The organism is Klebsiella grimontii (assembly GCF_042137965.1).
Taxonomy (GTDB): Bacteria; Pseudomonadota; Gammaproteobacteria; order Enterobacterales; family Enterobacteriaceae; genus Klebsiella; species Klebsiella grimontii.
The window spans coordinates 1,605,840-1,619,036 of record NZ_CP169721.1 but is presented as its reverse complement, the minus strand read 5'-3'; the positions used below and the strand labels follow the sequence as shown (position 1 = coordinate 1,619,036).

At 60.8% G+C, this 13,197-nt stretch carries 13 protein-coding genes; 5 read left to right on the top strand and 8 right to left on the bottom strand.

The window, feature by feature from the left end:
* Positions 1–28: 28 nt before the first annotated feature.
* Positions 29–1,057: an Rpn family recombination-promoting nuclease/putative transposase gene (locus ACE3MN_RS07835; protein ID WP_082236915.1), complete on the bottom strand. Its 1,029-nt coding sequence runs from the start codon at positions 1,055–1,057 to the stop codon at positions 29–31.
* Between the two features lie 137 nt (positions 1,058–1,194).
* Between ACE3MN_RS07835 and nudI the strand changes: the two genes are divergently transcribed.
* Positions 1,195–1,620 (top strand): nucleoside triphosphatase NudI, encoded by a 426-nt coding sequence (gene nudI / locus ACE3MN_RS07830; protein WP_024359247.1) that lies wholly within the window; start codon positions 1,195–1,197, stop codon positions 1,618–1,620.
* Here the strand turns inward: nudI and ACE3MN_RS07825 are convergent.
* Together ACE3MN_RS07825 and tctD are read right to left on the bottom strand one after the other, a co-directional pair.
* On the bottom strand, positions 1,612–3,027 hold the full coding sequence (locus ACE3MN_RS07825; protein WP_024359248.1) for a sensor histidine kinase: 1,416 nt from the start codon (positions 3,025–3,027) through the stop codon (positions 1,612–1,614). The genes nudI and ACE3MN_RS07825 overlap by 9 nt on opposite strands.
* Positions 3,014–3,691, bottom strand: coding sequence for a transcriptional regulator TctD (gene tctD, locus ACE3MN_RS07820; RefSeq protein ID WP_024359249.1), 678 nt, complete (start codon positions 3,689–3,691; stop codon positions 3,014–3,016). Before tctD ends, ACE3MN_RS07825 begins: the two co-directional genes overlap by 14 nt.
* A gap of 134 nt (positions 3,692–3,825) precedes the next feature.
* Here tctD and ACE3MN_RS07815 point away from each other — a divergent pair, with 134 nt between their 5' ends.
* The 4 genes from ACE3MN_RS07815 to ACE3MN_RS07800 all read left to right on the top strand — a co-directional run bounded on the left by ACE3MN_RS07815 (position 3,826) and on the right by ACE3MN_RS07800 (position 7,514).
* Complete coding sequence (locus ACE3MN_RS07815) at positions 3,826–4,806, top strand: tripartite tricarboxylate transporter substrate binding protein (protein ID WP_024359250.1); 981 nt, start codon at positions 3,826–3,828, stop codon at positions 4,804–4,806.
* Positions 4,807–4,821: 15 nt separating this feature from the next.
* The gene (locus ACE3MN_RS07810; RefSeq protein WP_004133992.1) at positions 4,822–5,253 is read left to right on the top strand and encodes a tripartite tricarboxylate transporter TctB family protein; all 432 of its coding nucleotides are present in this window, start codon (positions 4,822–4,824) and stop codon (positions 5,251–5,253) included.
* 11 nt (positions 5,254–5,264) lie between these two features.
* Positions 5,265–6,785 (top strand): tripartite tricarboxylate transporter permease, encoded by a 1,521-nt coding sequence (locus tag ACE3MN_RS07805; protein WP_049087151.1) that lies wholly within the window; start codon positions 5,265–5,267, stop codon positions 6,783–6,785.
* A 105-nt stretch (positions 6,786–6,890) separates the two neighbouring features.
* Positions 6,891–7,514 (top strand): DUF2238 domain-containing protein, encoded by a 624-nt coding sequence (locus ACE3MN_RS07800; RefSeq protein ID WP_004133986.1) that lies wholly within the window; start codon positions 6,891–6,893, stop codon positions 7,512–7,514.
* Here the strand turns inward: ACE3MN_RS07800 and menE are convergent.
* From menE to menD, 5 genes are read right to left on the bottom strand one after another with little or no spacing between them, the layout of a single operon-like run.
* Positions 7,491–8,882: an o-succinylbenzoate--CoA ligase gene (gene menE, locus ACE3MN_RS07795; protein ID WP_375364327.1), complete on the bottom strand. Its 1,392-nt coding sequence runs from the start codon at positions 8,880–8,882 to the stop codon at positions 7,491–7,493. The two genes, ACE3MN_RS07800 and menE, sit on opposite strands and share 24 nt — an antisense overlap.
* Positions 8,879–9,844 (bottom strand): o-succinylbenzoate synthase, encoded by a 966-nt coding sequence (menC, locus tag ACE3MN_RS07790; RefSeq protein WP_024359253.1) that lies wholly within the window; start codon positions 9,842–9,844, stop codon positions 8,879–8,881. Before menC ends, menE begins: the two co-directional genes overlap by 4 nt.
* On the bottom strand, positions 9,844–10,701 hold the full coding sequence (menB, locus tag ACE3MN_RS07785) for a 1,4-dihydroxy-2-naphthoyl-CoA synthase (protein ID WP_004123101.1): 858 nt from the start codon (positions 10,699–10,701) through the stop codon (positions 9,844–9,846). The genes menC and menB overlap by 1 nt, the downstream gene beginning before the upstream one ends.
* Positions 10,702–10,715: 14 nt before the next feature.
* The gene (gene menH / locus ACE3MN_RS07780; RefSeq protein WP_049100298.1) at positions 10,716–11,474 is read right to left on the bottom strand and encodes a 2-succinyl-6-hydroxy-2,4-cyclohexadiene-1-carboxylate synthase; all 759 of its coding nucleotides are present in this window, start codon (positions 11,472–11,474) and stop codon (positions 10,716–10,718) included.
* Positions 11,471–13,141, bottom strand: coding sequence for a 2-succinyl-5-enolpyruvyl-6-hydroxy-3-cyclohexene-1-carboxylic-acid synthase (gene menD / locus ACE3MN_RS07775; protein ID WP_049100297.1), 1,671 nt, complete (start codon positions 13,139–13,141; stop codon positions 11,471–11,473). The genes menH and menD overlap by 4 nt, the downstream gene beginning before the upstream one ends.
* Between the last annotated feature and the right edge of the window lie 56 nt (positions 13,142–13,197).

The following is a 13,197-nucleotide window of genomic DNA, read 5'->3' as shown; positions in this document are numbered from 1 at the left end:
GCTGCCATTTTGCGCTTTTTAAACGATTTTAGTGCCGGAGCTTAGCGAGCTGCTGCTGCGATAAACCGGTCAGCTTTGCGACCTGAGAAGGCTCAAGCCCCTCATCCAGCATCGCCAGGGCAATGCGTTGCGTCGCCTCCTGCAGACCTTGATGTCGGCCTTCATTTCGGCCTTCATTTCGGCCTTCATTGCGACCTTCACGTCGGCCTTCATTGCGACCTTCACGTCGGCCCTTTTGTAAGCCCTTTTCTATCCCCGCCTTCATTCCCTGAAGGATCCCCTCTTTACGGCCACGCTCTTCCAGAAAATGAGCAATATTCATCAGCGTCTCCTTATGCGGCTTGAGCGGCGTCTTTTGCGCGAGCTTGCGTAAAAAGGCCACCGGATCGGCGGCGTTACCCGCCTGAAGCATATAATTCAGCAACGTTTTAAACTGCCGACGCGTAGTGTATCCCAAGGATAATATTCTGACCAGTTGCTCAGAGATGTCCATCAGGTCCCGCTGGCGGATATGTTTTTGCAGTAGCTCAAGCATAGCGACCCGGCGGTGCTGTACAAGCCGATCGTCAGGGATCTCAGTGACGTCTATCAGAGGAAAACTCCGGCTATACAGCCGCTCGGCCATCTCTGGCTGTGGAAAGCCATCCAGCCAGCGCGTTGAATACGGGTAGGGGCTGGTCCTGCCGTGATAAAAGAGCAGAGGAATCACCAGCGGCAGCTGATGATGCCCTTTATCAAGATGACGCTGCATCGCCGCGATGGCGTATCGCATCAGGCGAAACGCCATATGCCTGTCGGGAGAGCTTTGATGCTCAATAAGAATGTAGATATACCCCTCTCCGCCATGGGTTTTTAGCGAATAAAGGATATCCGAATGGCTGGCGCGTAAGTCCTCTTCAATAAAACTGCCGGACTCCAGCTGCAGCGTCCGCAGATCGCACTGTTCCCGCAAATGCTTCGGCAAATGAATATGCAAAAAATCGCGCGCCGTTGCCCGTTGGGACAAAAGATGTTTAAAGACCGCATCGTGCGGCGAGTGGCTTGCTATCTGTTCCATGATGGCCCCTGACCAATTAACTTGCGCTCACCCTACCACCACTCGCATTCACCGCGCGTTTTCGCTTGCGGTTTGCCGAGGCGGCTCGCAAACTGGGCCATTACAATTTTTATCCGCATCATCATTAAGGAGAAATCATGCGTCAAAGGACTATCGTCTGCCCGCTCATTCAACATGAAGGCCACTATCTGCTGTGTAAAATGGCCGACGATCGCGGCGTGTTTCCCGGCCAGTGGGCGCTCTCCGGCGGCGGCGTCGAGCCAGGCGAGCGCATTGAAGAGGCGCTGCGGCGAGAAATTCGTGAAGAGCTGGGCGAAAAACTGCAGCTGACCAACGTCACCCCGTGGACCTTTCGCGACGACGTCCGGGTTAAAACCTACGCCGATGGCCGCCGGGAAGAAATTTATATGATTTACCTGATCTTCGACTGCATCAGCGCCAATCGCGACGTGACGATCAACGAAGAGTTTCAGGACTACGCCTGGGTGAAAGTCGAGGATCTTCCTCACTATGATTTGAACGTGGCGACCCGCCGGACCCTCACCCTGAAAGGCTTACTCTGAACGCGCGCGCAAAAAGCGCAGCCTGACCTTCAGCCCGCCCAGCGTTTCGCTCCGCAGCAGCTGCGGATGGCTGCGGTGCAGGCGCGCAATATCGCTAACCAGCGCCAGGCCAAGCCCGGCGCCGGGGTTATCCCCCACGTTTTCCAGACGATGAAACGGCATGAGCGCCTGCTGAATCTGCGCATCATCGATCCCCGGCCCGCTATCTTCGACGTCCAGCAGCACCGCCTCTCCGTCACGATGCAGGCTGACGGTGACGATCCCCCCCTGCGGCGTATAGCGAATCGCGTTATCCAGCAGATTCGCGCACAGCTCGCTCAACAAAACGCCGTCTCCGGCGATGGTCACCGTCGAGGTTTCCCCCTCATAACCGAGATCGATAGCTTTGCTCCGCGCCTGCTGAAGACGGGAAAAGCAGCTATGGTGAACGATCTCCTGAAGGTCTACCGGCGGGAACGCCTGTTCCCCCTGCTCTTTCCGTTTGATGGTAGCCAGCTGCAGCAGGCGCTCGGTGAGCAGGATCGTGCTATTAAGCGTGCCGCTCATCGCCGCCAGGCTCTCGCGCCACAGTCGGGGATCGCCGCTCGCCAGCGCCACCGAAGCCTGAGTTTTCAACACCGCTAGCGGCGTTTTGAGCTGATGAGACGCGTCGGCGCTAAACCGCTCCTGGCGGGAAATCATCACCCGCAGCCGGTCGATATAGCGGTTAAAGGCGACGATCAGCAGCCGGGTTTCCGACCACGGCAGCAGCTCCGGCAGCGGCGTCAACAGGCCGGGTTCGCGCCGTACCATCAGCGCCGAAAGCTGGCGCATTGGCCGCAGCACGCGGCGCAGCAGCCAGCCGGCGAGAACCAGCGTCAGCAGCACTAATAGCCCCTGCGAGATCCATGATGAAAACAGCAGCTGTCCCGCCAGCCAGCGCCGCGACTGCAGCGTTTCGGCGATATAGATTTCCGCCATGCCGACAACGCCGCCTTCGTTAACCGGCTGCAGCAGCCGCGCCACGCGAATGGCCTGGCCGCGATATTCGGTATGATAAAACCACGCCAGCGCCGGATAGAGATCGGTACGAGAGGTTGATGGCGGCATTGGCGGCAGGTCGTCAAAACCGGAAATCACCCGCCTCTCGGGATCGAGAACTTTATAGTACAGGCGATCGTTCATATTCAGCTCAAAGCTATCAAGCACCACCCAGGGAACATTCACTTCCAGCCTGCCGTGGCGTACCACCAGACGCTCCGCCACCGTGCGGGCGGAGGAGAGCAGCGTACGATCGTAAGCCTGGGTCGCCGCCTGCAGGGCGCTGACGTAGCTATTGAACGCCGACAGCCCCCACAGCAAAACCAGCGGCAGGCCGAGAAACAGCAGCAGCTGGGCGAATAACGACTGCGGTTTACCCCACCTCATGATGAGCGAGCTCCAGCACGTAGCCCAGGCCGCGCAGGGTCACGATACGCACGTTGCTCTCCTGAAGTTTCTTACGCAGACGATGAATATACAGCTCAATGCTTTCCGGGCTGACGTCATCGCTGAGGCTGAAAACCTGTTCAAACAGCTGCTGGCGCGACACCGGCCGCGTACGGCGGAACATCAGCACCGTCAGCAGCGCCTGCTCGCGCGGCGTCAACGACAGCGTCTGCCCGCGCAGTAAAAAATAGCCTTCATCGCGATATTCCAGCGCGCCAATCTGTTGCACCTCATGCACCTGGCCTTCGCTACGCCGCAGCAGCGCGCGCAGCCTGGCATCCAGCTCTTCGAGCTCAAAAGGTTTTGGCAAATAGTCATCGGCGCCGACGTTCAGCCCTTTAACCCGATCCGCCACCGCGCTGCGGGCGGTTAACAGCAGGACGGGAAGAGTCTGCCCGCGCTTTCGCAGGCGCTGCACCACCTCCAGACCGTCGAGTCCCGGCATGCCGATATCCAGCACCGCCAGCGCATATTTTTCGCTTTGCAGCAGATGATCGGCCGCCCGGCCATCAAATACGCAGTCCACGGCAAACCCGCCCTGTACCAGCGCTTTCTCCAGCCAGTGAGCCAGCTCACGGTTATCTTCTGCCAGTAAGAGACGCATATCACATCCTGAAAAGTTGCTGCCGCGTTGAAAGGGAAATGAAAGGTAATTGTTTTAACAATCATGCAACCGAATAGCCACATGCCGGTTCACATAATCAAAAAAACGTACCCTGTAACTGACTGAGGAAGCCTATGAATATTCCATTCCTGCGCCATCTTAGCGCCCTCGCGCTATGCCTTTGTACCGCCTCCGCCTGGGCCGTCGAGGCGCCTTCCCGTACCGAATGTATCGCGCCCGCCAAGCCCGGCGGCGGCTTCGATCTCACCTGCAAACTGATTCAGGTCAGCCTGATGGAAACCGGCGCCATCAAAAAACCAATGCGCGTCACCTACATGCCCGGCGGCGTAGGGGCAGTGGCCTACAATGCGATCGTCGCCCAGCGTCCCGGCGAACCCGGTACCGTGGTCGCCTTTTCCGGCGGCTCGCTGCTCAACCTGGCGCAGGGCAAGTTTGGCCGCTACGGCGTGGATGATGTCCGCTGGCTGGCCAGCGTCGGCACCGATTACGGCATGATCGCGGTACGCACCGACTCGCCGTGGAAAGACCTGCCGTCGTTCATGGCGGCGATGGAAAAAAACCCCGCCAGTATCGTCATCGGCGCCGGCGCCTCAATCGGTAGCCAGGACTGGATGAAAGCGGCGCTGTTGGCGCAAAAAGCGAACGTCGATCCGCACAAAATGCGTTACGTGGCCTTCGAGGGCGGCGGCGAACCGGTCACCGCGCTGCTGGGCAATCACGTGCAGGCAGTCTCCGGCGATCTCAGCGAAATGGTGCCTTATCTACAGGGCAATAAAATCCGCGTGCTGGCGGTCTTCGCTAACGAAAGGCTACCGGGCGCGCTCGCCGATGTCCCCACCGCCAAAGAGCAGGGCTATGACCTGGTATGGCCGATTATTCGCGGCTTCTTCGTGGGCCCGAAAGTCAGCGACGCCGACTATCAGTGGTGGGTGGATGAGTTCACTAAATTGCAGCAGACCGACGCGTTCAAAAAGCAGCGCGAGCTGCGCGGCCTGTTTGAATTCAACATGAACGGCAAGGAACTGGACGCCTATGTCAAAAAGCAGGTGGAAGCGTATCGCCAGCAGGCGAAATCCTTTGGCCTGGCAAAATAATTAACGGAGGTTGCGATGAGCGATCGTATTTTTGCCGGTGTGTGGCTGCTGCTCTGCGCGGGGGGAATGTTTATCGCCTGGCAAATCCACAGCGAATACGCCTATGAACCCGTCGGCCCGCGCCCTTTCCCGGTAGGCATTATCGGCCTGATGCTGCTGTGCTCTGTTTTACTGCTTCTGCGTCGGCCCGATGCCATCACCTGGCCTGGGCGTCTGGTTTTACAACGTTTATTGACGATGGTGGTGGCGCTGGTGGTCTACGCGTGGGGTTTTGAATGGCTGGGTTTTCCTCTGGCCACCGCGCTGCTGACCGCCGTTTTTGGCCTGCTGTTTGGCGCCACCCTGCCCGCTGCCGGGGTAGCCGGCGTGGCGATGGGCATCGCGCTGTGGTACGTCTTTGACGCCCTGCTCGATGTCACCCTGCCGCTCGGCGTCTGGTTGAGTTAACGGAGGAGTTTATGGATATCTGGATTTATCTGTCGCAGGGCTTCGCCGTCGCCATGACGCCGACCAACCTGCTGATCGCGCTGATTGGCTGCTTCGTTGGCACCATCGTCGGCCTGCTGCCGGGCCTGGGCCCAATTAACGGCGTGGCGATCCTACTGCCGCTGGCCTTTGCCCTGCATCTGCCCGCTGAATCGGCGCTCATTCTGCTGGCCACGGTCTATATAGGTTGTGAATACGGCGGACGTATTTCATCGATCTTGCTTAACGTGCCCGGCGATGCCGCCGCCATTATGACCGCCATCGACGGTTATCCTATGGCGCAGCAGGGGCGCGGCGGCGTGGCCCTGTCGATCTCCGCCGTCAGCTCCTTCGTCGGTTCAATGATCGCTATCGGCGGGATGATTCTGTTCGCCCCCATACTGGCGCAGTGGTCGCTGGCGTTCGGCCCGGCGGAATATTTCGCCCTGATGGTTTTCGCCATCGCCTGCCTCGGCAGCATGATGGCGCAAAATCCGCTCAAGTCGTTCCTCGCCGCGTTGATCGGTTTGGGGTTGGCGACGGTGGGCGTTGATGCCAATACCGGGGTGTATCGTTTCACTTTCGACAGCGTTCATCTCTCCGACGGCGTGCAGTTTATCGTGGTGGTGATTGGCCTCTTTTCGGTTTCGGAGATCTTGCTGATGCTGGAGAGCACCAGCGGCGGGCAGAAGCTGGTGCGCAAAACCGGCCGTATGCTGTTTAACGCTAAAGAGGCGGGACAGTGCGTCGGCGCGACCCTGCGCTCATCGGTGGTGGGTTTTTTTGTCGGCATTCTGCCGGGCGCGGGGGCGACCATTGCCAGCGCCATCACCTATATGACCGAGAAAAAGCTCAGCGGCAACAGCGACACCTTCGGGAAAGGCGATATTCGCGGCGTCGCGGCGCCGGAAGCGGCGAATAACGCTTCCGCCTGCGGCTCGTTTATTCCGATGCTCACGCTCGGCGTCCCCGGTTCCGGGACCACCGCGGTGATGATGGGCGCGCTGACCCTCTACAATATTACCCCGGGGCCGGCGATGTTTACCGAACAGCCGGATATCGTCTGGGGGTTAATCGCCGCGCTGCTCATCGCCAACGTGATGCTGCTGATTATGAACATTCCGCTGATCGGTCTGTTCACCCGCATGCTGACCATCCCGCTGTGGTTTCTGGTCCCGGCTATCGCCGCCGTGTCCGCGGTCGGCGTCTACGCGGTGCACAGCACCACCTTCGACCTGCTATTGATGGTTGGGTTGGGCGTGCTCGGCTACATCATGCGTAAGATGCACTTCCCGATGTCGCCGCTGATCTTAGGCTTCGTGCTGGGGGAGATGCTGGAGCAGAACCTGCGCCGCGCGCTCTCCATCAGCAACGGCAACGTGGCGATTCTATGGCAAAGCGGCGTGACCAAAACGCTCCTGCTGCTGGCCATCGCGGTGATTGTTGTGCCCCCGCTGCTGCGATATATGCGTAAACGTCAGCAAAAAACGCCCGGCGATATTCCCTCCTCCTGATAGACAACGTCATTGGCGGTCGTCAACCGCCGCCAATGACGGTATCGATTGAATTTCTCCTGCATCTGCCTGATAGTTATCGTTTTAACTTTCTGGTGATCCGTTATGACCGTCGCAGCATCCCGTTCGGGGTTAACATTCGCCGCGCTGGCGCTGGCCCTGATCCTCGCTTACACCGGTATCAGCGCAGGGGACAAACTCACCTGGCTGATGGAAGTCACGCCGGTCATTATCCTCGTTCCGCTTTTGCTGGCCACGCGCTCGCGTTATCCGTTGACGCCGCTGCTTTACACGCTGGTTTTCTTCCATGCCATCATTTTGATGGTCGGCGGTATGTACACCTACGCCAAAGTGCCCATCGGCTTTGACGTACAGGAATGGCTGGGGCTGAGCCGCAACCCCTACGATAAGCTGGGACACTTTTTCCAGGGGCTGGTCCCGGCGCTGGCGGCGCGGGAGATTTTGCTGCGCGGCGGCTACGTTCACGGGCGTAAAATGCTCGGTTTCGTGGTCTGCTGCATTGCGCTGGCGATTAGCGCCGTCTACGAGCTGATCGAATGGTGGGCGGCGCTGGCGCTGGGACAGGGCGCCGATGAATTTCTCGGCACCCAGGGCGATCCCTGGGATACTCAGTCCGATATGTTCTGCGCCCTGCTCGGCGCGCTGACCACCGTTTTTGCGCTGGGCCGCTGGCATACGCAGCAGCTACTGCACGTCCAGCGCTTCTGAGGCGGAGCTCTCCTGCTGGTTGACCCAGTCGCGTAGCGCCCGGCGGGAAATTTTAATTCCGCCGGTTTTCAGCGATTCAGGCAGCCGCAGCCAGCGCACCGGCTGCTGAAACCGCGCCAGCTTATCGGCGCACCAGCCTGCCAGCTCGGACGGTTCGCAATGCGCGCTGCATTCCACCACCGCCACCGGCCGCTGGCCAAACTCCGCGTCATCCTGCGGCACGATAAAAACTTGCCCAATCAATGGGTGTGCGCCGATAACCCGCTCCACCTCTTCCGGCTGAATACCTTCTCCGCCGCTAAAAAAGAGGTTATCCACTCTTCCGAGGATAGTCAGCCTGCCGTGCTCCAGCTGTCCCCGATCGCGGGTGGCGAACCAGCCGTCGGCATCAGCAATGGGGACCGTTTGCCCATCGCGCCAGTAGCCTTCCGCCATGCTGTCCGAGCGCAGCCAGACCTCGCCATCGACAATCCGCACTTCGCGCCCCGGCAGCGGCCGCCCGACATCCGCCAGGCCGTCCGCCTCCTTGGCGCATACCGTGGAGGCAAACTCGGTTAGCCCGTAGCCGCACCAGCAGCGGATACCGCGCCTGCGGGCCTGTTCGGTGAGCGCCACCGGAATCGCCGCGCCGCCGAGCAGAACCGCTTTTAACGACACCCCGGCGTCGCCGTTAAGCAGGCGCCATAGCTGAGTCGGCACCAGGGAGGCGTGGGTACAGCCGCGTAACGCCTGTTCCAGCGGCTGCTTGTCGCGTACCGTCAGGCCTGCGCCAGCAAATAGCCAGCGCCAGAGAATGCCCTGACCGGAAACGTGAAACAGCGGCAGCGACAGCAGCCAGTCATCGTGTGGCGCAAAGGGTATCATCGCCAGCACGCCCTCTGAGCTGGCAAGATGGGCGCGAAAAGCGTGCACCGCCGCTTTCGGCAGCCCCGTCGACCCCGAGGTGAGCGTCATGGAAGCGATACGATCTTCTCGCCAGGCCGCCGCGTACGCGCCGTCGCCAACGCGCAAAACTAAGGCATTAAGCGCTACCGGAAGGTCGCCGCCGTTCAGCGCCAGCGCGTGGCGCAGGCCAAGGGACGGCAGCAGTTCCGCCAACAGAGGAGCCGGCAGCTGCGGATTCAGCGGCAGAACGCGCGCGCCGCACTGCAGCAGGGCCAGCCATGCCAGCAAAGCATCGGGCTGGTTGTAAGCGCGAAGCAGCACGCCATCGCCGTCGCTGACCCCCTGGGCGTGAAATCCCGCCGCCAGCGCATCAATGCGTGCGCACAGTTCTCGCCAGCTTAGCCGCCGCTCATTCAAGCGCAGCGCCCGGGCCTCTTCCCGCCGTTGCCGCCAGTGACGCCAGGGCCAGTCGCTAAAGGTCACAGCAGCGGCTCCAGCTCATCAACGCTCAGACACGGCAGCTCGCTATCCGGCCAACGGCGCACCAGCTGGCCGCGCATCAGGCTCAGGGTGTCCAGACCGGGTATCGTGTCCGGGGTAAGCCAGGCGGCGATTCGCGCCAGCTGCGTCAGTCCAAGGCTCGACTCAATGGATGAGCTGATCACCGCCGTCAGCCCCAGCGCATGCGCCTGCGCCACCTGCTGGCGTACCTTTTGCAGGCTGCCGGTCAAGGTCGGTTTAATCACCACCGCCCGCAGCCCCGGCTCGGCGGCAAAGCTAAAGTCCGCCTCGCGCAGGCTCTCATCCCAGGCGATAGCGATACCCGTTTCTTTCGTAAAAGCGCGCGAATCGTCGCGATTTTTACAAGGCTCTTCGAGAAAGGCGATGCGGCTGCGATAGTGCGGATTAACATATTTAGCGAACTGCTGGGCTTTCAGCGGCGTCCAGGCGCGGTTAGCGTCGAGGCGCAGCGTCAGATCGGGAATCGCCTCCAGCAGCAGATTGACCACCATACCGTCGCGCACCGCCTCATACAGGCCAACTTTGACCTTGGCGACCTTCTCGCCGGGCATCAGCGAAAGCCTGGCGAACAGCTCGTCCGGGTCGCCGGAACAGAGCGGCGCCGCACGATAATCCGCCGCCTGCGGCAGCTCGCCGCACAGTTCCGCCAGTGCGCAGCTCGCCCCGAAAGCCGCCGACGGCGGGGCCGGCAGCGCGCCGTCTTCGCCATCTCGCCAGGCGCTTGCCCACGCCAGCAGCGCCGTCCGCGCGTCATCCAGCGTTTCCAGGCTGAATCCCGGCAGGGGAGAGATTTCCCCCCAGCCTTCGCGCTCGCCGTCGCGCAGGCGCAGAAGCAAACCATCGCGGGTTTTTAACCGCCGTTCACGCAGCACCACACCCGCGTCCATCGGTAGCTGCCAGCGGTAGACCTGCGCCTGTCGCATTACGGATTCCGTTTAAATTTGCTGAAGTCCGGCTGGCGCTTCTGGTTGAAAGCATTGCGCCCTTCCTGACCCTCTTCGGTCATGTAAAATAGCATGGTGGCGTTACCCGCCAGCTCCTGCAGTCCCGCCTGGCCGTCGCAGTCGGCGTTCAGCGCCGCCTTCAGGCAGCGCAGCGCCATCGGGCTGTTTTGCAGCATTTCCCGGCACCAACGCACGGTCTCTTTTTCCAGATCCGCCAGCGGCACCACGGTATTGACCAGGCCCATATCCAACGCCTGCTGCGCGTCGTACTGGCGGCACAGGAACCAGATCTCACGGGCTTTTTTCTGCCCGACGATGCGCGCCATATACGAGGCGCCCCAGCCGCCGTCGAAGGAGCCGACTTTCGGACCGGTCTGGCCAAAGATAGCGTTTTCCGCCGCGATGGTCAGATCGCACATCATATGCAGGACATGGCCGCCGCCAATGGAATAACCCGCCACCATCGCCACCACCGGTTTCGGGCAGGTGCGGATCTGCCGCTGGAAATCGAGAACGTTGAGGTGATGAACGCCGGAATCATCCTGATAGCCGCCGTAGTCGCCGCGGACCTTCTGATCGCCGCCGGCGCAAAACGCTTTGTCGCCTTCACCGGTCAGCACGATGACGCCGATATTGTCGTCATAGCGGGCATCCGCCAGCGCCTGAATCATCTCTTTGACGGTCAGCGGACGAAATGCGTTGCGTACCTGCGGGCGGTTGATGGTGATTTTGGCAATTCCGTCCGCCGATTTTTGGTAACGAATGTCGGTGTAGCCTTCGGAGCAGTCCTGCCATTCAATCGGGGCGTAAAGCATTGCTTCATCAAGAGAGATCATAAAGTGTCCTTCAGTTAACTCGCTAAAAACTGCGCCAGACAAGCCACGACAGCATCGGGGTTTTCCCGATGCGCATTGTGTCCGGCATGATTAATCACGTGCGTGGTGGCCGATAGCTCATCGGCGATGGCGCGAAACTTGCCGTCGCGTTCGCCGCAAAGGTAATGAAAAGGGAACTCGCGAGCCCGTAACGGTTCGCGGAGATCGGGCTGTTCCGCCAGCGAGCTGGCCTGCAGCATTGCCGCCAGCGCACCGCCGTTATTGCGGCTGCGTAGCGCAATCAGCGCCGCCCGCTGCGCGGCATCAAGGGAAGCAAAGACCGGCTGCTGATACCAGTCGGCAAACACCTGGGTCAGCGGCTCGCGGCGAAAGCGTTCAGCCCAGGCGGCATCGCCATGGCGGCGCAGCAAACGTTGGTTTTCATCCGTTAACCCCGGATGCCCCCCCTCCACCACCAGCCCGCAGAGCCCTTCGCGCGGCTGGCAGGCAAAGTACATGGCCACCCGTCCGCCAAGGGAGTAACCCACCAGCCAGTACTTAAGTATGTTGTAACTATTAAGCGTTTTCTCAACAAGATAACCAACCTCGGCCAGGCTGTTTGCCGCAATATTCGCTGAACCGCCGTGGCCCGGCAGGTCAATATAGAGACGCGAATACGCGCCAAACGCCTGGCCGACCGTCAGCCATTCGTGACAATCGCCGGAAAAACCGTGCAAAAAGACCAGCCAGGGATGGCCCGGCTGGCCGCGTTCGGCCAGCGCGTGGAGGATCATAGCTGACTCACCTGCGCCAGCAGCCGCTGCAAAGTTTGCGTACCGTCGGTTTCGTTGACCACCAGCTCAATCAGCGTCGCGCCGGGCGCTCGCCAGGCAACGTCCAGCGCCTGTTCCAGTTCATTCCAGTCCGCAGGGCGATGATAGGTCAGATCGAACATCGCCGCCGCATGGGCGAAATGGATATTCTGCGGCATCAGATAGAACTGGCTTCGCTGCGCCTGCGGCGTGGGCAGCAGGGAAAAAATCTGCCCGCCGTTATTGTTGACGACAATCAGCACCATCGGCGCTGAAGCCTGACGCAGGAGCGCCAGCGAGTTGAGATCGTAAAGCGCCGACAGATCGCCGACGATAGCCAGCGTAGGGCGCGCGCTGGCGCGCTGCACCCCGGCCGCCGTCGCCAGCAGGCCGTCGATTCCGCTGGCCCCGCGATTGCTGTAGACCGGGTAACCCGCCGGTAGCTGCGACAGCGCGTCAATTAAACGTACCGCCAGGCTGTTGCCGACAAACAGCTGCCCTTGATCCGGCAGATAGCGCCGGATTCGCTGCGCCAGCTGGGCCTCGCCGAACGCCTCGCTGCTGGCGACCGCCGCCTGCCAGGCCTGGCGCGCCAGTTCAGGAATAACGACGGCCCACGGCTGGCGTTTTTCCGCCGGGTGCTGCTCAAGCCAGCGGTCGATGGCGCAGACCAGGCGACGACCGCGATGCTGGGCAGGATCCAGACGCCCCGGCAGGTTGTCCACCAGCCAGTACTCTTCGGGTTCGCAGTTAGCCTGCCACTGCAAAACGCGTTTGCTGGTCAGGCTGCTGCCCAGTTGAACAATGATTTGCGCCTGCGCCAGTTCGCTGACCGCTTTTGCGTTGCCGAGCCACAGATCGGCGCAGGGAAGCGGCTGCCCGGTTTGCGAGAGCACATCGCCAATCAGCGGCCAACCGAGCGTTTTCGCCCACTCGGCAACCTTCTGGCCCTCTTCCGCGCTCATCCGTCCGGCGACCACTACGCCGCGTTTTTGGCGCCAGAAAAACCAGTCACGCTGCTTTTCGCTTGAGGTCTGCAGAGACTGACGCAGCCAGGGCTTATCGCTCTGCCACCAGTCGCCGAGCTGCTGCTGCCATTCGGCGCCGGTGTCGTCCATATCGCCATACAGCGGTTCGGCAAACGGGCAGTTAATATGAACGCCGCCGACGTGCAGCGCGCCGAGCGCCTGGTCGAGGGTCGAGACCAGCCAGCGGGAGGAGATATCCTGCGACGGGCGCGGAAGGGATATTGTGTGCGACGGATGCGAGGCGAACATGCCCGGCTGGCGTATAGCCTGATTCGCGCCGCAGTCGATCAGCTCCGGCGGCCGGTCGGCGGTCAGCAAAATGAGTTTTTCGCCGGTCAACCCGGCTTCAATCAGCGCCGGATAGAGGTTAGCCGCCGCGGTACCGGAGGTCACAATTACCGCCACCGGCTGGCCGCTGGCTTTCGCCAGCCCTAACGCCAGATGGCCAAGACCGCGTTCGTCAAAGTGGGTATGGTGAATAAACGCGTGGTTTTCCGCCGCCGCCAGGGTTAAAGGCGTCGAACGCGATCCGGGCGCAATGCAGATGTGCTGCACGCCGTGGCGGGTCAAAGCTTCAAGGATCACCGCCGCCCAGCGTCGGTTAAATGCGCTTACTGACATGAATTTGTCCAGTATCAAATATTGAGGCTAAGTATAGATAAAGCAGACTGTTGCCG